Source organism: Georgenia daeguensis (genome assembly GCF_039537705.1).
Classification (GTDB): Bacteria; Actinomycetota; Actinomycetes; order Actinomycetales; family Actinomycetaceae; genus Georgenia; species Georgenia daeguensis.
Map to the genome: position 1 here is coordinate 270,286 of NZ_BAABBA010000004.1, position 24,104 is coordinate 294,389.

At 73.8% G+C, this 24,104-nt stretch carries 19 protein-coding genes; 15 read left to right on the forward strand and 4 right to left on the reverse strand.

Annotated elements, in window-relative coordinates; all coding sequences use genetic code 11:
* Positions 1-37: 37 nt before the first annotated feature.
* The 6 genes from ABD774_RS06095 to ABD774_RS06120 all read left to right on the forward strand — a co-directional run bounded on the left by ABD774_RS06095 (position 38) and on the right by ABD774_RS06120 (position 8,424).
* Positions 38-1,600, forward strand: a complete 1,563-nt coding sequence (locus tag ABD774_RS06095; RefSeq protein WP_345038791.1) for a DUF222 domain-containing protein — start codon at positions 38-40, stop codon at positions 1,598-1,600.
* A gap of 289 nt (positions 1,601-1,889) precedes the next feature.
* The gene (gene pheS / locus ABD774_RS06100) at positions 1,890-2,966 is read left to right on the forward strand and encodes a phenylalanine--tRNA ligase subunit alpha (RefSeq protein ID WP_345038793.1); all 1,077 of its coding nucleotides are present in this window, start codon (positions 1,890-1,892) and stop codon (positions 2,964-2,966) included.
* A gap of 1 nt (position 2,967) precedes the next feature.
* Complete coding sequence (pheT, locus tag ABD774_RS06105; RefSeq protein ID WP_345038795.1) at positions 2,968-5,586, forward strand: phenylalanine--tRNA ligase subunit beta; 2,619 nt, start codon at positions 2,968-2,970, stop codon at positions 5,584-5,586.
* Positions 5,579-6,460 (forward strand): SDR family NAD(P)-dependent oxidoreductase, encoded by an 882-nt coding sequence (locus tag ABD774_RS06110; RefSeq protein ID WP_345038797.1) that lies wholly within the window; start codon positions 5,579-5,581, stop codon positions 6,458-6,460. Before pheT ends, ABD774_RS06110 begins: the two co-directional genes overlap by 8 nt.
* Before the next feature lie 66 nt (positions 6,461-6,526).
* Complete coding sequence (locus ABD774_RS06115; RefSeq protein WP_345038799.1) at positions 6,527-7,777, forward strand: glycosyltransferase; 1,251 nt, start codon at positions 6,527-6,529, stop codon at positions 7,775-7,777.
* 137 nt (positions 7,778-7,914) lie between these two features.
* Positions 7,915-8,424, forward strand: coding sequence for a flavodoxin domain-containing protein (locus ABD774_RS06120; protein WP_345038801.1), 510 nt, complete (start codon positions 7,915-7,917; stop codon positions 8,422-8,424).
* A gap of 40 nt (positions 8,425-8,464) precedes the next feature.
* On the opposite strand, the gene ABD774_RS06125 is transcribed toward ABD774_RS06120, so the two are convergent.
* Positions 8,465-9,448 carry a quinone oxidoreductase family protein gene (locus tag ABD774_RS06125; RefSeq protein ID WP_345038804.1) on the reverse strand — a complete coding sequence of 328 codons (984 nt, stop codon included), beginning with the start codon at positions 9,446-9,448 and terminating at the stop codon, positions 8,465-8,467.
* 139 nt (positions 9,449-9,587) lie between these two features.
* On the opposite strand from ABD774_RS06125, the gene argC reads away from it, so the two are divergent.
* The 6 genes from argC (at position 9,588) to ABD774_RS06155 (ending at position 16,025) form a co-directional block, all read left to right on the forward strand.
* Positions 9,588-10,658 (forward strand): N-acetyl-gamma-glutamyl-phosphate reductase, encoded by a 1,071-nt coding sequence (gene argC / locus ABD774_RS06130; RefSeq protein WP_486327273.1) that lies wholly within the window; start codon positions 9,588-9,590, stop codon positions 10,656-10,658.
* Positions 10,655-11,857, forward strand: coding sequence for a bifunctional glutamate N-acetyltransferase/amino-acid acetyltransferase ArgJ (gene argJ / locus ABD774_RS06135; protein WP_345038808.1), 1,203 nt, complete (start codon positions 10,655-10,657; stop codon positions 11,855-11,857). The genes argC and argJ overlap by 4 nt, the downstream gene beginning before the upstream one ends.
* On the forward strand, positions 11,854-12,795 hold the full coding sequence (argB, locus tag ABD774_RS06140; RefSeq protein WP_345038810.1) for an acetylglutamate kinase: 942 nt from the start codon (positions 11,854-11,856) through the stop codon (positions 12,793-12,795). Before argJ ends, argB begins: the two co-directional genes overlap by 4 nt.
* Positions 12,792-14,075, forward strand: coding sequence for an acetylornithine transaminase (locus tag ABD774_RS06145; protein ID WP_345038813.1), 1,284 nt, complete (start codon positions 12,792-12,794; stop codon positions 14,073-14,075). Before argB ends, ABD774_RS06145 begins: the two co-directional genes overlap by 4 nt.
* On the forward strand, positions 14,072-14,647 hold the full coding sequence (gene argR / locus ABD774_RS06150; RefSeq protein ID WP_345038816.1) for an arginine repressor: 576 nt from the start codon (positions 14,072-14,074) through the stop codon (positions 14,645-14,647). The genes ABD774_RS06145 and argR overlap by 4 nt, the downstream gene beginning before the upstream one ends.
* 112 nt (positions 14,648-14,759) lie before the next feature.
* Positions 14,760-16,025 (forward strand): argininosuccinate synthase, encoded by a 1,266-nt coding sequence (locus ABD774_RS06155; protein ID WP_345038818.1) that lies wholly within the window; start codon positions 14,760-14,762, stop codon positions 16,023-16,025.
* A gap of 471 nt (positions 16,026-16,496) precedes the next feature.
* Here the strand turns inward: ABD774_RS06155 and argF are convergent, their stop codons facing one another.
* Positions 16,497-17,513, reverse strand: a complete 1,017-nt coding sequence (gene argF, locus ABD774_RS06160) for an ornithine carbamoyltransferase (protein ID WP_425554482.1) — start codon at positions 17,511-17,513, stop codon at positions 16,497-16,499.
* Between the two features lie 52 nt (positions 17,514-17,565).
* Positions 17,566-18,918 carry an arginine deiminase gene (locus ABD774_RS06165; RefSeq protein ID WP_345038821.1) on the reverse strand — a complete coding sequence of 451 codons (1,353 nt, stop codon included), beginning with the start codon at positions 18,916-18,918 and terminating at the stop codon, positions 17,566-17,568.
* A 161-nt stretch (positions 18,919-19,079) separates the two neighbouring features.
* On the opposite strand from ABD774_RS06165, the gene argH reads away from it, so the two are divergent.
* Both argH and ABD774_RS06175 read left to right on the forward strand, forming a co-directional pair.
* Complete coding sequence (argH, locus tag ABD774_RS06170; protein ID WP_345038823.1) at positions 19,080-20,576, forward strand: argininosuccinate lyase; 1,497 nt, start codon at positions 19,080-19,082, stop codon at positions 20,574-20,576.
* A 4-nt stretch (positions 20,577-20,580) separates the two neighbouring features.
* The gene (locus ABD774_RS06175; protein WP_345038825.1) at positions 20,581-21,273 is read left to right on the forward strand and encodes a DNA-3-methyladenine glycosylase; all 693 of its coding nucleotides are present in this window, start codon (positions 20,581-20,583) and stop codon (positions 21,271-21,273) included.
* An 82-nt stretch (positions 21,274-21,355) separates the two neighbouring features.
* Here ABD774_RS06175 and ABD774_RS06180 read toward each other — a convergent pair whose 3' ends face one another.
* The gene (locus ABD774_RS06180) at positions 21,356-21,889 is read right to left on the reverse strand and encodes a nitroreductase family deazaflavin-dependent oxidoreductase (RefSeq protein WP_345038828.1); all 534 of its coding nucleotides are present in this window, start codon (positions 21,887-21,889) and stop codon (positions 21,356-21,358) included.
* A 266-nt stretch (positions 21,890-22,155) separates the two neighbouring features.
* Between ABD774_RS06180 and tyrS the strand changes: the two genes are divergently transcribed.
* Positions 22,156-23,424 (forward strand): tyrosine--tRNA ligase, encoded by a 1,269-nt coding sequence (gene tyrS / locus ABD774_RS06185; protein ID WP_345038830.1) that lies wholly within the window; start codon positions 22,156-22,158, stop codon positions 23,422-23,424.
* Positions 23,425-24,104: the final 680 nt, after the last annotated feature.

A 24,104-nucleotide genomic window follows, 5' to 3' on the forward strand; every position in this document is an offset into this window, starting at 1 on the left:
AACCCCGGATGTCAGTGGTCGAATGTACGTTCGATGCATGGACGGGGAGACGGCGGTCGAGGAGGGGATCGTGCGGCGCAGTCGGCCGCCGTCCATCTCCGTCAGCATGCTCGACGGCGAGCCCATGCTCGCCCTCAGCCTCGACCACGCCGACTGCGGGACGCCCGCTGCCGACATCGCCGGCGAGCTCGTCCAGCTGGCCAACGCCGCGCCCTGGATCCTCCCGCTGTCGGAACTGACCACGCCGCACCCGGACGAGGCGAAGGAGCCGTCGCCGCACCGGCTGCGGTCGCCCGCGGCGGCTCTGCTGGAGGCGCACCGGCCGGGGCCGGAGCTGGCGCGCAAGCTCGAACGTGCATCGCTGGCCGACGCGGACGACGCCACGCTCGTCGAGATCGTGGCGGCGTGGGAGCGAGAGGCGTCGTGGGCGGCGGCCCAGCAGGCGCGAGCCATCGCTGAGCTCGGCCGGCGGCGCTCGGCGGGTGGCCCCCGCTCCGCCCGCTCCACGGTGTACGAGGTGGAGGCACGGCTGAGCCTCACCAAGTACGCCGCCGAGGGGCGCATCACGACGGCTGAGGCGCTGGAGGAGTTCCCCGCGGTCGCCGACGCACTCGCGGTCGGTCACATCGACTCGCGCAAGGCCAACGTCTTGCTTCTCGAGGAATGGCTGTCGCCGGACGAGCGCCGCAGGGTGCACGACAAGCTGCTCCCGGACGCCGACCTCTACACGGCACCGCAGCTGCGGCAGATGATGCGCCGCGAGGCGCTCACGGCCAACCCCGCCGCGGCGAGGAAGCGACACGCGAAGTCCTACAGCGACCGGCACCTGCGCGTGGACCCCGGATCGGACGCCATGTCGTTCCTCAGCGGCTATCTCCGTGCTGACGACGCCGAGGCCGTGCGCATCGCCGTCGACGCGATGGCGGTGGCCGCCAAGGGGCCGGGGGACGCCCGGACCATGGACCAGCGCCGTGCGGACGCTTTCACCGACGTCTTCCGCACCATCCTCGACACGGGCACCACACCGGCTGGTGCCACGCTGCCCACGCTCCAGCGCCGCGGCCCTCACATCCAGGTGACGGTGGCGGGCGGCACGCTGCTCGGGCTGGACGACCAGCCTGCCGAGCTGGGCGGCTACGGGCCCATACCCGCCGAACTGGCTCGCCAGATCGCTCAGGACGGCACCTGGCGGGCGCTCTTCACCGATGCGGCAACGGGCGAGTTCGTGGCCCTGTCGTCGAAGGCCTACCGGCCCGGTGCCGACCTCACCCGTACGGTCCTCGCCCGGGACGTGACCTGCGTGTTCATGGGGTGTCGTACGCCCGCCTGGCGCTGCGAGATCGACCATGTCGACTCCTACGACGCCGCCAAGGCCGAGATCGTCGAGCAGACTGCGACCGAGAAGGTCGACTCCAAGTGTCACAGCCACCACGACGTCAAGACCGTCGGCCTGTGGGACTCCGACCGAGAGCCGGTGACAGGCGAGGTCACCTGGACCGCTCCCACCGGCCATACCTACGTCCGCAGACCCGTCCGGCCACCTGGGCCGCCCCCGCGGCGGTCGGCGGACGAGGACCCGGACGATCCACCGCCTTTCTGAGCAACGGCAACGCCTCGGGGAGGATTGCGCGGCCCGCCGCCGCACTGAGCGGGCGACGTGCTGCCGCGAGCCCGGCGACGCGCCGCCGCCCTGGGCTAGCATCGACGCGTGCCTCATGCGCAGGACGTCGGCCGTCCACGCCGATTTACCGGGCCCGCCCTGGGCCTGGTCTGAGCCGCGCCTCGAGACCGAACTCCGCCCGGGCGGGCGTGCCACCTAGACTGACCCGCTGGCAGCCGCCCGTGCCCGCACGCGTGCACTGCCGCCCCGAACCGCCCGGAAGGTAGTCATGACTTTGACCGACGAGTCCCTCCACCCGCTGGACGAGGCCGCCGTCTCGGCAGCGGTCGAGAAGGGACTGGCCGCCGTCGCGGCTGCGTCCACTCTCGACGAGCTGAAGGCCGCGCGCCTCGCCCACACCGGTGACCGCAGCCCGCTCGCCCTCGCCAACCGCGCCATCGGCGGGCTCGAGCCCAAGGACAAGGCGGTCGCCGGCAAGCTCCTCGGACAGGCGCGCGGGCGCCTGAACAAGGCCATCGCCGAGCGGCAGGGTGTGCTCGAGGCGGAGCGCGACGAGCAGGTGCTGCGCACCGAGACCGTCGACGTCACCCTCCCCACCGCGCGCGAGCCTCGGGGCGCCCGGCACCCGCTCGAGACGCTCATGGAGGACGTCTCCGACTTCTTCGTCGCCATGGGCTGGGAGATCGCCGAGGGCCCCGAGGTCGAGCACGAGTGGTTCAACTTCGACGCGCTGAACTTCGGGCCGGACCACCCGGCCCGTCAGATGCAGGACACCTTCTACGTCGAGCCGCCGGCGGACGCCGACGGAGACCCGCACCTGGTGCTGCGCACCCACACCTCCCCGGTGCAGTCGCGCACCATGCTCTCCCGCGACGTCCCGATCTACATCGCCTGCCCGGGCAAGGTGTTCCGCACCGACGCCCTGGACGCCACGCACACCCCGGTCTTCCACCAGGTCGAGGGCCTCGCGGTCGACAAGGGCCTGACCATGGCGCACCTCAAGGGCACGCTGGACCACTTCGCCCGCGCGATGTTCGGACCCGAGGCCCGCACGCGCCTGCGTCCGAGCTTCTTCCCCTTCACCGAGCCCAGCGCCGAGATGGACCTGTGGTTCCCGCAGAAGAAGGGTGGACCCGGCTGGATCGAGTGGGGCGGCTGCGGGATGGTCAACCCGAACGTCCTCGTCGCGGCCGGCATCGACCCCGACGTCTACTCCGGCTTCGCCTTCGGCATGGGCATCGAGCGCACCCTCATGCTGCGCCACGGCATCGCCGACATGCACGACATGGTCGAGGGCGACGTCCGCTTCTCCCAGCAGTTCGGCACCACCGGAAGGGGCAACTGACATGCCGTACGTCCCGCTGACCTGGCTCGCCGAGCACGTGGAGGTCCCCGCCGGCACCACCGCCGAGCAGCTCGCCGCCGACCTCGTGCGGGTCGGCCTCGAGGAGGAGGGGATCGTCCCGCCCGCCGTCACCGGCCCGCTCGTCGTCGGCCGCGTGCTCTCCGTGTCCAAGGAGGAGCAGAAGAACGGCAAGACGGTCAACTACTGCCGCGTCGACGTCGGCGAGCACAACGACGCCCCCGGCGAGGGGAAGGAGCCGGCAGACGTGCCGAGCCGTGGCATCATCTGCGGCGCGCACAACTTCGAGGCCGGCGACCACGTCGTCGTCGCGCTGCCCGGCGCCGTGCTGCCGGGGCCGTTCCCGATCGCCTCCCGCAAGACGTACGGCCACATCTCCGACGGCATGATCTGCTCCGCGCGCGAGCTCGGCCTGGGCGAGGACCACTCCGGGATCATCGTCCTCGAGGAGATGCTCGGAGCCGACGGCGTGCCCGCGCCCGGGACCGACGCCCTCGACCTCCTGGGCCTCGGCACCGAGGTCCTCGAGATCAACGTGACACCCGACCGCGGGTACTGCTTCTCCATGCGCGGCGTCGCCCGCGAGTACTCCCACTCCACCGGGGCCGCGTTCACCGACCCGGGCCTGCCCGAAAACCTCCCCACGCCGCCGCCGGCGGCCACCGGCGACGGGTTCGCCGTCGAGGTGGAGGACCCGGCGCCCGTGGACGGCCCCGGCTGCGACCGGTTCGTCACCCGCATCGTCCGCGGCATCGACCCGACGGCGCCGACCCCGCGCTGGATGGTCGAGCGGCTCACCCAGGCGGGCATGCGGCCGATCTCGCTCGCCGTCGACGTGACGAACTACGTCATGCTCGACCTCGGGCAGCCGCTGCACGCCTACGACCTCGGCACGCTCGCCGCCCCGATCGTGGTGCGGCGCGCCCGGGCGGGGGAGAAGCTCACCACCCTGGACGACATCGAGCGCCGGCTCGACCCCGAGGACCTCCTCATCACGGACTCGCCCGACGGCGCCCGGGCCGGCCGCGTCCTCGGCCTCGCGGGTGTGATGGGCGGGGCGGAGACCGAGGTCTCCGCCGCCACCACCGACGTCCTGATCGAGGCCGCCCACTTCGACGCCGTCTCCGTCGCCCGGACGGCCCGCCGGCACAAGCTGCCGAGCGAGGCCGCCAAGCGCTTCGAGCGCGGCGTCGACACCCGCCTCCAGGCGGTCGCGGCCCAGCGGGTCGTCGACCTGCTCGTCGAGCACGGTGGCGGCACGGCCGACCCGGCCGTGAGCGACCTCGACACGACGACGGCGCCCGCGCCGATCCTCTTCGACCCCTCCCAGGCGGGCCGCCTGGTGGGCGTGGAGTACCCGCGCGAGCAGGTGCTGGACACCCTGCGCCAGATCGGCTGCACCGTGGTCCCGGCCGCGGACGCGGAGACCACCGTCGCCGGCGACGGCGCGGACGACGCCGCCCCCGGCGTGCTCGTCACCCCGCCCACCTGGCGCCCCGACCTGGTCGGGCCCGCCCACCTGGTCGAGGAGGTCGCGCGCCTGGCCGGCTACGACGAGATCCCGTCCGTGCTGCCGCCCGCCCCCGCCGGGCACGGCCTGACGGTTGCCCAGCGCCAGCGTCGCGACGTGGCCCGCGCCCTGGCCGAGCACGGCCTGACCCAGGTGCTCTCGTACCCCTTCGTCGGTGACGACGTCCACGACAGGATGGGGCTGCCCGCCGACGACGCGCGCCGCACCGCGCTGCGACTGGTCAACCCCATCGCCGACGACGCGCCCGCCCTGCGCACGTCCCTCCTGGCCACGCTCCTGGAGACCGCGCGCCGCAACGTCTCCCGCGGCACGGCCGAGCTCGGCATCTTCGAGATCGGGCTCGTCACCAGGCCCGCCGGCCTGCGGGCCGGGGCTGCCCCCGGGGTCGACCGCCGGCCCACCGAGGACGAGCTCGCCGTCCTGCGGGCCGCCGTGCCGCTGCAGCCGCGCCGCGTCGCCGGCGTCCTCGCCGGGCAGCAGGTGCCCGACGGCGTCTGGGGCCCCGGCCGCCGCAGCGACTGGGCGGACGCGCTCGAGGCCGCGAAGATCGTGGCCTCGACGGTCGGCGTCGAGCTCACCGTCCGCGCCGACGACCACGCCCCCTGGCACCCCGGGCGCTGCGCCGAGCTGAGCGTGGGGGGCGGCGTCGTCGGCCACGCCGGCGAGCTGCACCCCAAGGCCTGCGAGGCGTTCGAGCTGCCGTCCCGGACGGTCGCCTTCGAGCTGGACCTCGACGCGGTCCTCGCGGCGAGCCCGGCCGAGCCGGTGCAGGTGGACCCGGTGTCGACCTTCCCGCTCGCCAAGGAGGACGTCGCGCTCGTCGTGGACGCCTCCGTGCCCGCCGCCGACGTGCTGGCCGCCGTCGTCGAGGGGGCCGGGGAGCTCGCCGAGGAGGTCCGGCTCTTCGACGTCTTCACCGGCGAGCAGCTCGGCGAGGGCAAGAAGTCCCTCGCGTTCGCGCTGCGCCTCCGGGCGGCCGACCGCACGCTCACGGCGGAGGAGACCGCCGGGGTGCGCAACCGGATCGTGAAGGTGGCCGGCAAGCGGGTCGGCGCGGTGCTGCGTGGCTGAGGCGGGGGCGGGGGCGGCCCAGCGCGGCGACCGGCCGGACCTGCGGCGCGACCTGCGGCCGGACCCCGTGGCCGGCACCGCCGTGCCGCCCGCCCGCACCGCGCTGGTCACCGGCGCCTCGCGGGGCATCGGCCGGGCGCTCGCGGTCGGCCTCGCCCGGGCCGGCCTGGACGTCGCGGTGCTGGCGCGCGACGGCGACCGGCTGGCGGACGTCGCGGCGGAGATCGAGGCGCTCGGCCGGCGCACCGCCGTCGCCGTGGCGGACGTGACTGACGCCGCCGCGGTGGACCGCGCCGTCGCGGACGTCGAGAACGCCCTCGGCTCGATCGACCTCCTCGTGAACAACGCCGGACGCATCGACACCGAGGTGCCGCTCTGGGAGGCCGACCGCGACGAGTGGTGGTCCGTGGTGGAGACCAACGTGCGGGGGCCGTTCCTGCTCGCGCGCGCCGTCGTCCCCGGCATGCTCGCCCGCGGCGGCGGCCGGGTCATCGACCTCAACTCCGGCGCGGGCACCCGGGACAGCGCCGATGCCACCGCCTACTACGCCTCGAAGACCGCGCTCTTCCGCATCGGCGGCGGCCTGCACGAGGCGGGGTTCGCGCGCGGGCTGCGCGCCTTCGAGCTGGCGCCGGGCGTCGTGGACACGGACATGACGCGGTCCATGCGCTCTCACGAGGGCCGCACGGAGTGGACGGACGTGGCCGACGTCGTCGAGCTGGCGGTCATGATCGCGCGCGGCGGTCTCGACGAGCTGTCCGGGCGCTATCTCCGCGCCGGGACGGACACGCCCGCCTCGCTCCGGTTCCAGCTCGGCCGAGGCGAGCCGGCGGAGCCGGTGCGCAGGCTGCGCGTCGCCGACTGGCCCGGCTGACGGCCTCCGTCCCGCACGCAGCGTGCGTCGTAGCCCTGGCGTTCGACGCAGCCCTATCGTTCGACGATGAGCAGCCGCCACGTGGTCCTCGCGACCCTCGGGAGCGCGGGTGACGTGCTGCCCTTCGTGGCGGTGGGGTCCGAGCTCACGTCCCGCGGGCACCGGGTCTCCGTGACCGCCAACCCCGCCTTCCGTGAACCGGTCGAGGCAGCCGGTCTCGAGCTCGTCCCGACCGGCACGGTCGCCGACTACGAGCGCACGACGGCGGACCCGGGACTGTGGAGCCCGGTGCGGTCGTTCCGCACGGTCGTGGAGCGCGCCGTCGTCCCGGCGATGCGTCCCGTGTACGAGTACCTCACCGGGCTCGACCCCGCCGGGACGGTGGTCGCCGGGTCCGTGTTCGCGCTCGGCGCGCGCATCGCGCACGAGCGTCACGGGTTCCCCCTCGTCGGCGTCCACCTCCAGCCGACGGCGTTCCTCAGCGCCTACGACAACGCCGAGCTCGGCCCGGTCCGGGCGCCGTCGTGGCTGCCGCCCCGGTTGCACGCAGCGCGGCTGGCCGCCGTCGACCGCTGGGTGTGCGACCCCGTCCTCGCCCCGCCGGTCAACGCCTTCCGGGCCGAGCTCGGCCTGCGGCCGGTCGCCCGCGTCTTCGGCAGGTGGGCGCCCTCACCCCAGAGCAACCTCGGCCTGTTCCCCGACTGGTTCGCGCCCGTCCGCCCGGACTGGCCCGTCAACATGACGCTGACCGGGTTCGTCGCGGCCGGTGACGAGGAGGCTGAGCTGCCGACGGCGGTCGAGGCGTTCCTGTCCGGCGGTGCGCCGCCCGTCGTGGTGACGTTCGGCTCCTCGATGCGCCACGCCCGCAATCTCTTCGCCGCGGTGCTCGGGGCCAACCGTCTTCGCGGACGCCGCACCATCCTGCTGACCCGGTTCGCCGAGCAGGTGCCGGACCCGCTGCCGGCGGACGCGCTCCACGTGGGGTGGGCGGCGATGGCGCGGCTGCTGCCGCGCGTCGCCGCCGTCGTGCACCACGGCGGCATCGGCACCGTCGCGCAGGTTCTCCGGGCCGGCGTGCCGCACCTCGTGGTGCCGTTCACCCACGACCAGCCGGACAACGCCAACCGGCTCGTCCGCCTCGGCGTCGCGGAGCGGCTCGATCCCGCGCGTCTCAGCCCCGACGCCGCGGCCACGGCCCTCGACCGGCTGCTGCGGCCCGGCGTGCGCGAGCGGTGCGCGACGTACGCGGCACGCATCGATCCCGCCGCGGCCGTCCGCGCCGCCGCCGACGTGATCGAGTCGGCGGGCCGTGCCTGAGCCGGCCGTCCGGTCGGGCTTCGCCCCGCGGCGCGGACGACGGACACAAGCCCGCGCCGGCGAGTTTCTGACGCTCCGTCCGTATCCGAGGACAAAAGTCCCTCGGGCGCCGGACCGGGCGGGCGCAGAGTGGAGGCATGAGGATCCTCGTCGTCACCGCGTCCAAGCACCACGCCACCGACGAGATCGGTGACGCCATCGTGACGGAGCTGCGCGCGTCCGGCCACGAGGCGAGGCGGGTGGCGCCGGCAGACGTGCGCGACCTCGACGGGATCGACGCCGTCGTCCTCGGTTCCGCCGTCTACATGACGCAGTGGATGGAGTCCATGCGGGGCCTGGTCGCCCGGCTCGGCGGCGAGCTCCGGGCAAAGCCGGTGTGGGCCTTCTCCTGCGGGCTCGCCGGCGTCACCGCGACAGGCACGGTCCAGGACCCCGCGCGAGCCTCCGCGGTGGTGCGCCAGATCGACCCGATCGACTACCGGACGTTCGCGGGCCGCCTGGACCCGACCGTCCTCGCCCTGCGCGAGCGCTCGGTGATCCGGCTGTCCGGAGCCCCGGAGGGGGACTACCGCGACTGGGACGAGATCCGGTCCTGGGCGCGCGGCATCGCGAGCGAGCTCCGGACGCACCTCGCGGAAGCCGGCTGACCCACGGGCTGCCCCCGACGCCGTCAGGGGAACTGGCCCCTCAGGGGATCAGGAGCACCTTGCCGGTGGTGGCCCGCCCCTCGAGCGCCTCGTGGGCCGCGCGCGCCTCGGTGAGCGGGAAGCGGGCCCCGATCCTCACCCTCAGGGTCCCCGTACCGGCGGCGTCGAAGATCTCCCGGGCCCGCCACAGGAGCTCCTCCCGGTCGACCGTGTGGTCGGCCAGCTTGGGACGCGTGACGAAGAGCGAGCCCGCCTTGTTCAGGCGCTGGAGGTCGAAGGGCGGGACCTGGCCGCTCGCGCCGCCGAAGAGGACGACCATGCCGCGGCGGCGCACCGACGCGAGCGAGGCCTCGAAAGTGTCCTTGCCGACGCCGTCGTAGGCGACGTCCGCGCCGGCCCCGTCGGTCAGCTCGCGCACGATGCGGGGCACGTCGGAGGTGAGGTCGTCGAGCTCGGTGTACCGGATGACCTCGGCGGCTCCCGCCTCGCGGGCCAGCGCCTCCTTCTCCGGCGAGCCGACCATGCCGATGACCCGGGCGCCGCGCGCGGCGGCGAGCTGGGTGAGCAGGAGGCCGACTCCGCCGGCGGCGGCGGTGAGCAGCACCGTGTGCCCGGCCTCGACCGGGAACGTCGACCTCAGGAGGTAGTGCGCGGTCATGCCCTGCAGCGGCAGGGCGGCGGCGGTCGCGAGGTCGAGCCCGGCCGGGACGGGCACGGCGACGTCGGCGCGCATCAGCACCTGCTCGGCGTACGAGCCCGGCGCGTCGGCCCAGGCGATCCGGTCGCCGACGGCGAGGCCCTCGACGCCGTCGCCCACGGCGATGACCGTGCCGGCGCCCTCGGCGCCGGGCACGTGCGGGAAGGGCATCGGGTAGACCCCTCCGCGCTGGTACGTGTCGATGAAGTTGACGCCGGCCGCCGCCACCTCGGCGAGGACCTCGCCGGGCCCCGGCTGCGGGTCCGGCAGCTCGACGGTGGACAGGACCTCGGGGCCACCGGCCTGGGTGGCGTGGATCGCGCGCATGGGCCCCAGCATGGCCCGCGCGCCGCCCGCCGGACAAAGCGGCGGCCCACGGCCCCCGACGCAGCCGGTTCTCGCGCGAGGGCTGTCCGGATGCCGGGACGCCCACGGCCGGGGAGCGACACGGCATGCAGAGCGCTGTATGGTTATGCAGGTGTCCTTCTCCGTAGCCGTCGCCGGCGCCTCCGGGTACGCCGGGGGCGAGGTGCTCCGCCTCCTCCTGAACCATCCCGACGCCGAGATCGGTGCGCTCACCGCGCACTCGAGCGCGGGCCAGCGCCTCGGGACCCACCACCCGCATCTCCTGCCGCTCGCGGACCGCGTCCTCGAGCCCACCGGGGTCGACGCGCTGGCGGGCCACGACGTCGTCGTGCTCGCGCTCCCGCACGGGGCCTCGGGCGAGATCGCCGCCGCCCTCGACGCGGCCGGCTCCTCCGCCCTGGTCCTGGACTGCGGCGCCGACCACCGCCTCACCGACGCCGCCGCGTGGGAGCAGTTCTACGGCAGCGAGCACGCCGGCTCCTGGCCGTACGGGATGCCCGAGCTGATCCTCGCCGACGAGGGGGCCCGTCAGCGGGAGAAGCTGCGCGACGCCCGCCGGATCGCGGTGCCCGGCTGCAACGTCACGGCGGTGACCCTGGGCCTCCAGCCCGGCGTCGCGACCGGCCTGGTCGACCCGGCCGACGTCGTGGCCGTCCTCGCCGTCGGCTACTCCGGCGCCGGCAAGGCCGCCAGGACGCACCTCCTCGCGGCCGAAGGGCTCGGCTCCCTGGCGCCCTACGCCGTCGGCGGGACGCACCGGCACATCCCCGAGATCGAGCAGAACCTGCGGGCCGCCGGCGCGGGGACGGTCCGGCTCTCCTTCACCCCGGTCCTCGCGCCCGTCTCCCGTGGCATCCTCGCCACGGTCACGGCGCCGCTCCGGGCGGACGTCACCGCAGCCACCGTGCGGGCCGCGTGGGAGCAGTACTACGGCGACGAGCCGTTCGTCCGCCTCCTGCCCGAGGGGCAGTGGCCCACCACCGCGATGGTCACCGGCGCGAACACCGCGCTGGTGCAGGTGGCGGTGGACGAGCGGGCGGGGCGCGTCGTGACGGTCTGCGCGATCGACAACCTGGTCAAGGGCACCGCGGGCGCCGCCGTGCAGTCCATGAACCTCGCCCTCGGCCTCCCGGAGGCGACCGGCCTGACCACCGTGGGGGTCGCCCCGTGAGCGTCACCGCACCCGCCGGCTTCCGCGCCGCCGGCGTCACCGCCGGCCTCAAGCCCTCCGGGAAGCCGGACCTCGCGCTCGTCGTCAACGACGGGCCCCACCACGTGGCGGCGGGGGTGTTCACCTCCAACCGCGTCGTGGCCGCACCGGTGACGTGGTCGCGGGCGGTGGTCGGGGACGGCACGGCCCACGCCGTCGTCCTCAACTCCGGCGGCGCCAACGCCTGCACAGGCCCCGAGGGCTTCGCCGACACCCACCGCACCGCCGAGCACGTCGCCGAGGTCCTGGGCGTCTCCGCCGGCGACGTCGTCGTCTGCTCCACCGGCCTGATCGGCGAGCGGCTGAACCTGCCCGCCCTGCTCGGGGGCGTGGACGCCGCCGCCGCGGCGCTTGCGGCCGACGGCGGAGGCGCCGCCGCCCGAGCCATCATGACGACCGACACCCACCCCAAGGAGGTCCTCGTCACCCGGGGGGCCGCCGGCGCGGCGGGGCCCGACGGCACCTCCGCCGGCGCCTGGTCGGTCGGGGGCATGGCGAAGGGGGCCGGCATGCTCGCGCCGGGCCTGGCCACCATGCTCTGCGTGCTCACCACCGACGCCGTGGTCGAGGCCGCCGACGCCGACGCCGCCCTGCGCGCAGCGACCGCGGTGACTTTCGACCGGGTCGACTCCGACGGGTGCATGTCCACCAACGACACCGTCGTCCTCCTCGCCTCCGGCGCCTCCGGCGTCGCGCCCTCCCGCGACGAGCTCACCGAGGCGGTCACCGCGGCGTGCGCGGACCTCGCCCGCCAGCTCGTCGCCGACGCCGAGGGCGCCAGCCATGACATCGCCGTCACCGTCACGGGGGCGAGCACCGAGGAGGCCGCCGTCGCCGTGGCCCGGGCGGTGACCCGCTCGAACCTGTTCAAGGCGGCCGTCTTCGGCAACGACCCCAACTGGGGCCGGGTGCTCTCCGCCGTCGGCACCGTCCCGGTCGAGGTCGCCCCGTTCGAGGCCGACGCCGTCGACGTGACGATCAACGGCGTCATGGTGTGCCGTGCGGGCGGCGTGGGGGAGGACCGCTCCCTGGTGGACCTCGCCGCCGCCCGCGAGGTGCGCGTCGACGTCGACCTCCACGCCGGCGCCGCCGCCGCCACGGTCTGGACCAACGACCTCACCCACGACTACGTCCACGAGAACAGCGCGTACTCCACATGAGCGAGCAGACCCCCTCCCCGCAGGTGCCCGCCGACTTCGACACCGAGGCCGGGCTCTTCGCCCACCAGAAGGCGGAGGTCCTCATCCAGGCGCTGCCCTGGCTGCGGCGCTTCTCCGGCGCCCGCGTCGTCATCAAGTACGGCGGCAACGCCATGGTCGACGACCAGCTCAAGCGCGCCTTCGCCGAGGACGTCCTCTTCCTCCACCAGGTGGGGCTGCGGCCCGTGGTCGTCCACGGCGGCGGTCCCCAGATCTCCTCGATGCTCGACCGGGTCGGCCTGGAGTCCGAGTTCCTCGGCGGGCTGCGCGTGACCACCCCGGACGTCATGGACATCGTGCGGATGGTGCTCACCGGGCACGTCCAGCGCGAGCTGGTCTCCCTCCTCAACGCCGACGTCGCCCACGCGGTGGGCCTGTCCGGCGAGGACGGCCGCCTCCTGCAAGCGGTGCGGCGTCCCGCGCTCGTCGACGGCGAGCCGACCGACGTCGGCCTGGTCGGCGACGTCGTCGCGGTCGACCCGCAGGCGGTCGAGGACCTCCTCGACGTCGGGCGCATCCCGGTGGTCTCCACCGTGGCGATCGACCTCGACGAGCCCACCCAGGTGCTCAACGTCAACGCCGACACCGCCGCCGCCGCCCTCGCCGTGGCGCTCGGCGCGACGAAGCTCGTGGTGCTCACCGACGTCGAGGGCCTGTACCGCAGCTGGCCGGACCGCTCGTCGCTGATCTCCCACATCGGGGCCGGCGAGCTCGAGGGCATGCTGGGCTCGCTGCAGTCGGGGATGGTGCCCAAGATGGAGGCCTGCCTCCGCGCCGTGCGCGGCGGGGTCCCCCAGGCGCACGTCATCGACGGTCGGCAGCCGCACTCGATGCTGCTGGAGATCTTCACGGCCGAGGGTGTGGGCACCCTCGTGTCGCCCGACGAGGAGGACGCATGAGCGAGCACAGCACCACAACCGAGCACGACACCACGGAGCACGGCACCACGACCGGGCACGGCACCGCCGGCACCCGGTGGACCGAGCGGTACCGCGGCGCCGTCATGAACACCTTCGGCGACCCCCAGCGCGTCCTCGTGCGCGGTGAGGGCGCGTACGTCTGGGACGCCGACGGCAACCGGTACCTCGACCTCCTCGGCGGCATCGCCGTCAACGCCCTCGGTCACGCCCACCCGGCGCTCGTCGCGGCCGTCGCCGACCAGCTCGGCACGCTCGGCCACGTGTCGAACTTCTTCACCACCCCGGCCCAGGTCATGCTCGCGGAGCGGCTGCTCGGCCTCGTCAGCCCCGGCGGCGCCCCCGCCGGCTCCCGCGTCTTCCTGGCCAACTCCGGCACCGAGGCGAACGAGGCCGCCCTCAAGCTCACCCGCCGCCACGGCGGCCCCGCCCGGCCGCGGGTCCTCGCCCTCGAGGGTGCCTTCCACGGCCGGACCATGGGCGCGCTGTCCCTGACCCACAAGGCCGCCTACCGCGAGCCCTTCGAGCCGCTGCCGGCTGGCGTCGAGTTCCTTCCCTTCGGAGACCTGGCCGCGCTCGAGGCCGCCCTGGGCGACGACGTCGCCGCGCTGTTCCTCGAGCCGGTCCAGGGCGAGGCGGGCGTCCGTCCCCTCCCGAACGGCTACCTCGCCGCTGCCCGCCGGCTCACCCGGGAGGCCGGCGCCCTCCTCGTGCTCGACGAGGTCCAGTCCGGCATGGGCCGCACCGGCTCCTGGATGGCGCACCACGCGCTCGACGGCGGGGCCGTCGTCCCCGACGTCGTCACCCTCGCCAAGGGCCTGGGCGGCGGGATGCCGATCGGCGCCGTCGTCGCGCTCGGCGAGCAGGCCGCCACGCTGCTCAGCCCCGGTCAGCACGGCACCACGTTCGGCGGCAACCCCGTCGCGGCGGCCGCCGCTCTCGCGGTCATCGACACGATCGAGCGCGAGGGGCTGCTCGCCCACGTCGCGGAGACCGGAGCGGCGCTGCGTGCCGCGCTCGTGCGCGTGGACGGCGTCGCCGAGGTCCGCGGCTCCGGGCTGCTCCTGGCGGTCCAGCTCGACGCACCGGTCGCGAAGGGCGCCGCGGCGGCGCTGCTCGAGGCCGGCTTCATCGTCAACCCGGTGCGCGAGGACGCGCTGCGCCTCGCGCCCCCGCTGGTGCTGACGGCCGAGCAGGCGGACTCGTTCGTCCAGGCGCTCCCCGCCGCGCTCGCCGCTGCACGCCAGGCGGTGTCGCCGTGAGCGCCGAGGAGATCGCCGCGGACGCGGGGTCCGTCGTCGCCGCGACGAAGGCGGCCCGCCACGCCACGATCGCGCAGATCCTCGCCCACCAGCCGGTCCGCTCCCAGTCCGAGCTCCGGGAGGCGCTGGCCGAGCGGGGCGTGCACACCACCCAGGCCACGCTCTCGCGCGACCTCGACGAGCTGCGCGCCCAGAAGGTCCGCGGCCCGGGCGGGGAGCAGATCTACGCGCTTCCCGCGGAGGGCGGCGCGCGGCTGCCCGTCGGAGCCGAGGAGTCGGAGCAGATCGCGGCCCGGCTGCAGCGGTGGTGCGCGGAGGTGCTCGTCAGCGCCGACGCCACCGCCAACCAGTTGGTGCTGCGCACGCCGCCCGGCGCCGCCCAGCTGCTGGCGTACGCCATCGACAACTCGGTGCTGCCGGGCGTGCTCGGCTGCATCGCTGGGGACGACACCGTCCTGGTGATCGTCCGGGACGCCGCGGGCGCCCAGGCCCTGGCCGCCCGGCTGCTCGACCTCGCCACGCGTGGGCGAACCCGGCCCGGCACCGGACCGGGCTACCCAGACCAGACCTGACCGACCGGGCCCCCGGGGCCTGCCGCTCCAGAAGCACCATGACCGCCGGGCTCCAGCCCCGCACGACCCGACACACGCGGCACCGCCGTGAGAGATCAACCAGGAGATACCCATGAGCGAGAACACCACCACCACGTCCGGCAAGGAGCGGGTCGTCCTGGCCTACTCGGGCGGCCTCGACACCTCCGTCGCGATCGGCTGGATCGGTGAGCGCACCGGCGCCGAGGTCATCGCCGTCGCCGTCGACGTCGGCCAGGGCGGGGAGGACCTCGAGGTCATCCGCCAGCGCGCGCTCGACTGCGGTGCGGTCGAGGCCTACGTGGCCGACGCCCGCGAGGAGTTCGCCACCGAGTACTGCATGCCGGCGCTCAAGGCGAACGCGCTGTACATGGACTCCTACCCGCTCGTCTCGGCGCTCTCGCGCCCCGTGATCGTCAAGCACCTCGTGCGCGCCGCCCGCCAGTTCGGCGCGACGACCGTCGCGCACGGCTGCACCGGCAAGGGCAACGACCAGGTGCGCTTCGAGGTGGGCATCACCTCGCTCGCGCCCGACCTGAAGTGCCTCGCGCCGGTGCGCGACCTCGCCCTGACCCGCGACGTCGCCATCGAGTACGCCGAGACCCACAAGCTGCCGATCGAGACGACGAAGCACAACCCGTTCTCCATCGACCAGAACGTCTGGGGCCGCGCCATCGAGACAGGCTTCCTCGAGGACATCTGGAACGAGCCGACCAAGGACGTCTACTCCTACACCGACGACCCGACGTACCCGCCGCTGCCCGACGAGGTCGTCATCACGTTCAAGGAGGGCGTGCCGGTGGCGATCGACGGTCACGCCGTCACCCCGCTGCAGGCGATCCAGGAGATGAACCGCCGCGCCGGCGCCCAGGGCGTGGGCCGGATCGACATCGTCGAGGACCGGCTGGTGGGCATCAAGTCGCGTGAGGTCTACGAGGCCCCGGGCGCGATGGCCCTGATCGCCGCCCACAAGGAGCTCGAGAACGTCACGGTCGAGCGCGAGCAGGCGCGGTTCAAGCGGGGCGTCGGCCAGCGCTGGACCGAGCTCGTCTACGACGGCCAGTGGTTCTCCCCGCTGAAGCGCTCGCTCGACGTCTTCGTCGACGACACCCAGCGCTACGTCTCCGGCGACATCCGCATGGTCCTGCACGGCGGGCGCGCGACCGTCACCGGCCGCCGCTCCGAGCAGAGCCTCTACGACTTCAACCTCGCCACGTACGACACCGGCGACGCGTTCGACCAGTCGCACTCGCGCGGCTTCATCGAGATCTACGGCATGACGTCGAAGCTCTCCGCGGCGCGCGACGTCACCTTCGGCAACGGCGTGGACCTCAGCGCGCCGGCGAACCTCACCGCCTGACGAGGGCGGCGGCGGCACCCTCGGGTGCCGCTGGCGACTCGTCGACTCCGCGGTCGGGCCGCTGCCGGGGACCCCATTGGTGGCGGAACTCCATCAGGTCCACCCTGACGAAGTGCCGCCGCTGCCTGAGCTAGGCAGCCCAGACCCGCGTCGCGCCGCTTTCGTGGACGCTGTTGGTGGCGGAACTCCATCAGGTCCACCCTGACGAAGTGCCGCCGCTGCCTGAGCTACGCAGCCCAGACCCGCGTCGCGCCGCAGGTTGGGACGACGCGACGACGGCGGGCTCACCGGGGGAGGGGCCCGCCGTCGTCCCCTGGAGCGGCGTCGCGGGCCGACACCCCTCGTACGGCGACGCCTCCCTCGGCCCGCGCCTGTGCCCGGCGTCGAGGTCAGGCCGGCGTTGCGCTCAGCCCGGCGCCGAGGTCAGGCCGGCGATGCGCTCAGCCCGGCGCCGCCAGCCCAGCGTCGCAGTCAGCCCAGCGTGGCGACCAGGACCGCCTTGATGGTGTGCATCCGGTTCTCGGCCTGGTCGAAGACGACCGAGGCCTCCGACTCGAAGACGTCGTCGGTGACCTCGAGCGCGTCCATGCCGGTGCGCTCGTAGATCTCGCGGCCCACCGTGGTGCCGAGGTCGTGGAAGGCGGGCAGGCAGTGCATGAACCGCACGCCGGGGTTGCCGGTGGCCGCCAGGAGGCCGGCGTTGACCTGGTAGTCGCGCAGCAGCGCGATGCGCTCGTCCCAGGCCTCCTTCTTCTCGCCCATGGAGACCCAGACGTCGGTCGAGACGAAGTCCGCGCCCCGCACCCCGGTCGCGACGTCGTCGGTCACGAGCAGCCGGGCGCCGGTGCGGTCGGCGACGGTCTGCGCCTGGGCGACGACGGCGGGGTCGGGCTGCAGGCCGAGGGGCGCGACGAGGCGGACGTCCATGCCCAGCAGCGCGCCGGAGACGAGGATCGAGTGGGCGGTGTTGTTGCGGGCGTCACCGACGTAGGCGTGGACGATCTCCGTCTCGGGCTTGGGCCGGCCGCCCACCGTCGGGGCGTGCTCGCGCATGGTGAGGCCGTCGGCGAGCATCTGGGTGGGGTGCCACTCGTCGGTGAGGCCGTTGAAGACGGGCACGCCGGAGTACTCCGCGAGGGTCTCGACGTCGGCCTGCCGCGCACCGCGGTACTCGATGCCGTCGTAGAACCGGCCGAGCACCCGCGCGGTGTCCTTGAACGACTCCTTGTGCCCGATCTGCGAGCCCGACGGGTCCAGGTACGTCACGTGCGCCCCCTGGTCGTACGCCGCCACCTCGAAGGCGGTACGGGTGCGGGTGGAGGTCTTCTCGAAGATGAGGGCGATGTTCCGCCCCGTCAGGCGGCGTGACTCGGTGCCGGCCTTCTTCTCGGCCTTGAGCTGTCCGGCCAGGTCCAGCAGGTGGCGCCACTCGTCCCCGGTGAAGTCGAGCTCCTTCAGGAAGCTGCGTCCACGCAGGTCGATGCTCACGAGTACCTCTTCTTCGGTCGGGGGCGGGGACGCCCGCCGGCCGGAAGCTCGCTCAGACGTCGTCACGGATCGTAGGGCACGTCATGCAGCGCGGGCCGCCGCGTCCGCGCCCGAGCTCCGCGCCCGGCATCGTCAGCACCTCGACGCCCGCCCGGCGCAGGTGGGTGTTGGAGGTGACCGTGCGGTCGTACGTGACGACGACGCCGGGCGCGATCGCCAGGGCGTTGCATCCGTCGTCCCACTGCTCCCGTGCCGCCGAGTGCACGTCCTGCTCGGCGGTGAGGATCCGCACGCCGTCGAGGCCGAGCGCGTCGGAGATGGCCTCGTGCATTCGCTCCGGGGGGTGGTCCGCGATCTCCAGGCCGCCGCCCGGCCCGGGGGTGACGGTCCAGGAGGGGAGCATCCCCAGGCCCTCGTACTTGATGAAGGAGCGTTCGTCGACCATGGTCATGACGGTGTCCAGGTGCATGAAGACGCGCGCCGAGGGCAGGTTCAGCGCGACGACGCGGTCGGCCGAGCCCGCGGCGAAGAGACGGGTCGCGAGCCGCTCGACGCCCTGGGGCGTGGTGCGCTCGCTCATGCCGACCAGGACCGCCCCGCCGCCCAGCACCAGGACGTCGCCGCCCTCAACGGTCGCCACGCCGTCGTCCAGGCCGTCCGACCAGCGGTGGTACTCGCCGCCGGCGAAGCGCGGGTGCCACCGGTAGATCGCCTCGTAGTTCACGGACTCGCGCATGCGGGCCGCCATCCGCATGGAGTTCACGGCCACGCCGTCGTAGACCCAGGCGGACGTGTCCCGGGTGAACAGGTGGTTCGGCAGCGGCGGCAGGACCAGCTCGTCCGTGCCGAGCGTGTGCATCACGAGCGACCGCGGCTCGTCGGTGCGCTCGAGCAGCTCGCGCTTGGTCAGCCCTCCGATGAGGAGCTCGGCCAGCTCCGCCGCGTCCATGGCCTCGGCGGTCGCCCGGAGCAGGGGACCCGCGGCCGGGCCGTGCACACGCTCGTCGAAGGCGTGGTCGAGGATGTACGCCCGCGCCTCGGGCACGGCGACGGTCTCGCGCAGCAGGTCACCGAGCTGCAGCACCGCCGCACCGGCGCCGGCCAGGAGCGCGCACAGCTCGTCATGCTCCTCCTGGGCGCGGCGCACCCAGATGAGATCGTCGAAGAGGAGCTCGTCCTTGTTCTCCGGCGTGAGACGCAGCAGCTCCAGGCCGGGGCGGTGGACGATCACTTCGCGCAGCCGGCCGACCTCCGAGCCGACGTACGGCCGGGCGGGCACGTCGGTCCGGGGCGCGTCGGCCTGCGGCCCGGTGGCGTGCGGCGCGTCGGCCTGAGGCTCGGTGGCGTGCGGCGCGTCGGCGTGGGGCCCGGTGGCGCGCGGTCCCGCGGCGGTGGTCTCGTCCATGAGTGCTCCCTCCGTCGCACACGGTCTCACGGATCACGCGAGTCGGGCCCGACCGCGTAGCACCCACCGGCCGCCGAGTGTGCGCGTCGCCCGCGGCTACGGGGTCACCCAGCGACGGACGGGTGTGCGCGCCGCCCGCTCCGCAGGGCAAGATCGGGCCCATGGACAACACCGCCGCCGGCCCCGCCACGCCCGAGAACCACCTCAGCCTGTGGGGCGGCCGATTCGCCGGCGGGCCGGCCGACGCGCTCGCGGCCCTGAGCAAGTCGACGCACTTCGACTGGCGGCTCGCCAGGTACGACATCGCCGGGTCACGTGCCCACAGCCGTGTGCTGCACGCCGCCGGGTTGCTTGACGCGGGTGAGCTCGACGGCATGCTCGCGGCCCTCGACAGCCTCGACTCCGACGTCGCCTCCGGCGCCTTCACCGCGGCCGACGACGACGAGGACGTCCACACCGCGCTCGAGCGCGGCCTCATCGAGCGTGCCGGCGCCCAGCTCGGCGGGAAGCTCCGCGCCGGGCGGTCGCGCAACGACCAGATCGCCACTCTCGTGCGCATGTACCTGCGCGACTCGGCGCGCGAGCTGGCGGGCGGCGTCCTCGACGTCGTCGACGCCCTCGTCGGCCAGGCAGCCGCGCATCCGGACGCCGTGATGCCCGGGCGCACGCACCTCCAGCACGCGCAGCCCGTGCTGCTGGCCCACCACCTCCTCGCGCACGCGTGGCCGCTGATGCGCGACGTCCAGCGGTGGGTCGACTGGGACCGCCGCGCGGCGGTCTCGCCGTACGGCTCGGGCGCTCTGGCCGGCTCGTCGCTCGGTCTCGACCCCGACGCCGTCGCGGCCGACCTCGGTTTTGACGCCAGCGTGGAGAACTCCATCGACGGCACGGCCTCGCGCGACGTCGTCGCCGAGTTCGCCTTCGTCGTCGCCATGACCGGGGTGGATCTCTCCCGGCTCAGCGAGGAGGTCATCCTCTGGGCCACGAAGGAGTTCGGCTTCGTCCGCCTCGACGACGCCTTCTCCACCGGCTCGAGCATCATGCCGCAGAAGAAGAACCCCGACGTCGCCGAGCTCGCCCGCGGCAAGGCCGGCCGCCTCATCGGCGACCTCGCCGGCCTGCTCGCGACCCTGAAGGGACTCCCGCTGGCCTACAACCGCGACCTGCAGGAGGACAAGGAGCCCGTCTTCGACGGCGTGGACACCCTCGACCTGCTGCTCCCGGCCGTGGCGGGCATGGTGGCGACGCTGACCTTCGACACCGAGCGCATGGCCGCCCTCGCCCCGCAGGGCTTCTCTCTCGCCACGGACATCGCCGAGTGGCTCGTCCGCCAGGGCGTCCCCTTCCGTGTCGCCCACGAGGTGGCCGGCGCCTGCGTGCGCACCTGCGAGGAGCAGGGCAAGGAGCTGTGGGACCTCACCGACGACGAGCTCGCCACGATCAGCGAGCACCTCACGCCGGCGGTCCGCGAGGTCCTGAGCGTCGAGGGGTCGATCGCCTCCCGCGACGGGCACGGCGGCACGGCTCCCGTCCGGGTCGTCGAGCAGCTCGCCCGGGCCGGCGCGCTCTCGGCGGACCTGCGCCGCTGGGCCGAGGGCGACCCCGAGGAGGACGCGTCCTCGTCCGAGGACGGCTTGGCGGACGGCCGCGAGGACTGACTGGATGACCGAGCTCGATCGCGGCGCCGTCCCGGCCCGGCGCGCCGGGGCGCAGGAGAGCCTCCCCTGGGAGGACGTGCTGTCCCGCCCGGCCGTCGAGGCGGCCCCGCTGGTCCTGGGTACCGTCCTGACCGTCCGGACGCCCGACGGCGGAGCCGGAGGGGTACCGGGCGAGGTTGCCGTCCGCCTCACCGAGGTCGAGGCCTACAGCGGCGAGACCGACCCGGGCTCGCACGCGTACCGCGGGCTCACCGCCCGCACCGCGCCGATGTTCGAGCACGGCGGCCGGCTGTACGTGTACTTCACCTACGGCATGCACTGGTGCGCGAACCTCGTCTGCGGCACCGCCGGAAGCGCCTCGGCGCTGCTGCTGCGCGCGGGGGAGGTGGTCTCCGGCGTCGACGTCGCACGGGCGCGCCGCCCGGCGGCGCGCGCGGACCGCGACCTCGCCCGCGGCCCGGCCCGCCTCGCCCAGGCGCTGGGGCTGACCGGCGCCGACAGCGGCCTCGAGCTCGCCGTCGGCGGCCGTGCCGAGCTCACCCCTGGCGAGCGGGTCGATCCCGCGCTCGTCCGCACCGGACCGCGGGTGGGTGTCGCCGGGGCCGGCGGCGACGGGGCGGTCTTCCCGTGGCGGTTCTGGATCGACGGCGAACCCACCGTCTCCGTGTACCGGCCGGCCGTCCCGCGGCGGCGCTGAGCCACGCACCTTCGCGCGCGGCGCCCCCTGCGGTGAGCCTCTACCCGGCCAGCGATGTGGCCGCTACCTCCCGCCCTGCGACTCAGCCGCTACTTCCAGCAGCGGGTCGCAGACCCACGAACGGGTGCGTGCGGATGAACTCGCGCACCGTGGCGTCGTCGTTCAGGTCGCCCCACCCGAGGACTGCCTCGAACAGGCGCACGCGGTACGGGTGCTCGCGACGGAAGCGGACGACCACCTCGAACGCCTCGTCATCGGTCAGGAACCGGTGGTGCGGGTGGAAGGACTGCCTCCCGATCTGAACGTTGAGCGCCGGCCCGGCACGCAAGTTCTTGACCCAGTCGGTCTCCTTGCCCCAGCCCGCGCAGATGAAGGCTTCTACCGTGGCGTCGTCGACGTGCAGGACCATCGCCACGGCCTCGTGCGGTCGGCCGCTCCGGCGGCCGACGTGAGTGAGCCGCAGGAAAGTGCGTCCGAGCAGCCAGCCGGCGTCGTGGCGGTAGGCGTTCAGGGGCAGCCGGAACACCGCGAGGGCGAGGCGGCCCGGTCTGTGCCGCAGGCCGAGCAGCGGCCTCTCCGTCCTGCGCCGTCGGGGGGCCGCGGCAGGTGTCGCCATGATCGAACCTCCTTCACCGGCGTCAAGGACATCCGGTCGAGGACATCGGTGGACGCCCACTCACCAGCACATCGCCTCCTGGGGTAGCGCGCAAGGGACCAAGGCGCCAGATGTCCATCCCGAGACGGGCCTGGAGTGCTCTGCCGCGTGGTGCGCCAGCCCCGCGCTGCCGGGGACCGGTCGGGCGGCGCACGGCCTGCTTCCGGCACGGCACACTGGTACCCGTGCCCGGCGAGCGGCCGGGCGGGAGAACGGAAGGCAGAAGAGTGACCGACATCCTCGATGAGCTCCAGTGGCGCGGCCTGCTGGCCCAGTCCACCGACATCGACGCGCTGCGTGCTGCGCTGTCCGAGGGGCCGGTCACCTATTACTGCGGCTTCGACCCCACCGCGCCGAGCCTGCACCACGGCCACCTGGTCCAGCTGGTGCTGATGCGGCACCTGCAGCGGGCGGGCCACCGCCCGCTGGCGCTGGTCGGCGGCGCGACCGGCATGATCGGGGACCCCCGCATGTCCGGCGAGCGGGTGCTCAACGACAAGGAGACCGTGGCCGGCTGGACCGATCGCCTGCGCGGGCAGATCGAACGCTTCCTCGACTTCGAGGGGGACAACGCGGCCCGGATGGTGAACAACCTCGACTGGACGGGGCAGCTCGGCGCGATCGACTTCCTGCGAGACATCGGGAAGCACTTCCGCCTCTCCACGATGCTCGCGAAGGACACCGTCGCCCGTCGCCTCGCCAGCGAGGAGGGCATCTCCTTCACGGAGTTCAGCTACCAGATCCTTCAGGCGATGGACTACCGGGAGCTGTTCCGTCGCCACGGATGCACGCTCCAGACCGGCGGCAACGACCAGTGGGGCAACCTCATCGCGGGCGTCGACCTCATCCGCAAGGCAGAGGGCGCCGGCGTCCATGTGCTCACGACACCGCTGATCACCAAGGCCGACGGGACGAAGTTCGGCAAGTCCGAGGGCGGCGCCATCTGGCTCGACGGCGAGATGTTCAGCCCGTACGCGTTCTACCAGTTCTGGCTCAACACGGACGACGCGGACGTCATCCGGTACCTCAAGGTGTTCACGTTCCGCACCCGCGAGGAGGTCGCCGACCTCGAGGAGGCCGTCGCGACGCGGCCGCAGGCGCGGGAGGCCCAGCGCGCACTCGCCGAGGACGTCACCACCCTCGTCCACGGTGCGGATGCGGCTGAGCGTGTGCGACGAGCCTCGCAGGCACTGTTCGGACGCGACGAGCTGCGTGCGCTCGACTCCCGGACTCTCCGGGACGCCGTGGCCGAGCTCCCGCGGGGCGAGGCGACCGTCGGGGAGTCGACCGTGGTCGACCTGCTCCTTGCCAGCGGTCTGGAGAAGGGGCGTTCCGCCGCCCGGCGGACCGTGGCCAGCGGCGGCGCCTACCTGAACAACGAGAAGATCGAGGACGAGGACCGCGTCCTGTCGTCGGAGGACCTGCTTGCCGGCGGGTACGCGCTGCTGCGCAAGGGACGCAAGAGTCTGGCCGTGATCGCCACCAATCACGTCTGACCCCGACGACCGCGGCTCGCGGCTGGGCTCGCTCTCCGAGGGAGACCCCGCCGGACGACGAAGTCGGACGCGGCCGACCATGAGGACTCCCGGGCGGGGCACCATCTCGGTGCCCCGCCCGGAGCTGTTCCGGGCCCGCCACCGCGCTTGCACGAGGACGGGGGAAAGGCGTCGACTAGATCGAACGCAAGATGACGCGCGGGTGAACCCGTGTGGGTCAGGTCTCAGCACGAGATTCGAGCCGGGAGGCGGCCCTCATGTGCGCTGACCGCGGTAAAACCGCAGGTCAGAGCGTTGTAGGCGCTCGACGGGGGCGGCGCGACAACGAAGTTGACGGCCCCTGGCGGGCGACGTAATGTACTTCCTGCTGCACCGGACGGGAGGCGCGGACGAGAGGGACAAGGTTCCTCGAGGCCGATCCCACGGAGCAGAATCCTTGGACATCGAACCGGTGACACAGTCATCGGTGACCGAACGTCCCGGGAGGCCAGGTAGGACGAGCTGGGCGGCGGAGCGCGGGGAACCGCGCGAAGTTGACAGGCTCCGAGAACTTGGTTAAGTTAGAGAGGTTGCCCCGGTGGGGGTTCGGGAGTGGGTTTCCCGGGTCTTGCTGGTGTGTGTCTGTTCTTTGAGAACTCAACAGTGTGCCAAGTTTTTGATGCCATTTGATTCTGGGTGTC

Excerpts from the sequence above, each read along its gene's own strand:
- argB (WP_345038810.1), top strand. The coding sequence starts at position 11,854 with ATGAGCGAGCAGACCCCCTCCCCGCAGGTGCCCGCCGACTTCGACACC.
- ABD774_RS06125 (WP_345038804.1), bottom strand. The coding sequence starts at position 9,448 with ATGCGCGCGATCCACGCCACCCAGGCCGGTGGCCCCGAGGTCCTGTCC.
- ABD774_RS06155 (WP_345038818.1), top strand. The coding sequence starts at position 14,760 with ATGAGCGAGAACACCACCACCACGTCCGGCAAGGAGCGGGTCGTCCTG.
- argC (WP_486327273.1), top strand. The coding sequence starts at position 9,588 with ATGGTTATGCAGGTGTCCTTCTCCGTAGCCGTCGCCGGCGCCTCCGGG.
- ABD774_RS06165 (WP_345038821.1), bottom strand. The coding sequence starts at position 18,918 with ATGGACGAGACCACCGCCGCGGGACCGCGCGCCACCGGGCCCCACGCC.
- argH (WP_345038823.1), top strand. The coding sequence starts at position 19,080 with ATGGACAACACCGCCGCCGGCCCCGCCACGCCCGAGAACCACCTCAGC.
- ABD774_RS06120 (WP_345038801.1), top strand. The coding sequence starts at position 7,915 with ATGAGGATCCTCGTCGTCACCGCGTCCAAGCACCACGCCACCGACGAG.
- ABD774_RS06145 (WP_345038813.1), top strand. The coding sequence starts at position 12,792 with ATGAGCGAGCACAGCACCACAACCGAGCACGACACCACGGAGCACGGC.
- ABD774_RS06115 (WP_345038799.1), top strand. The coding sequence starts at position 6,527 with ATGAGCAGCCGCCACGTGGTCCTCGCGACCCTCGGGAGCGCGGGTGAC.
- pheT (WP_345038795.1), top strand. The coding sequence starts at position 2,968 with ATGCCGTACGTCCCGCTGACCTGGCTCGCCGAGCACGTGGAGGTCCCC.
- ABD774_RS06180 (WP_345038828.1), bottom strand. The coding sequence starts at position 21,889 with ATGGCGACACCTGCCGCGGCCCCCCGACGGCGCAGGACGGAGAGGCCG.
- ABD774_RS06095 (WP_345038791.1), top strand. The coding sequence starts at position 38 with ATGGACGGGGAGACGGCGGTCGAGGAGGGGATCGTGCGGCGCAGTCGG.
- pheS (WP_345038793.1), top strand. The coding sequence starts at position 1,890 with ATGACTTTGACCGACGAGTCCCTCCACCCGCTGGACGAGGCCGCCGTC.
- ABD774_RS06175 (WP_345038825.1), top strand. The coding sequence starts at position 20,581 with ATGACCGAGCTCGATCGCGGCGCCGTCCCGGCCCGGCGCGCCGGGGCG.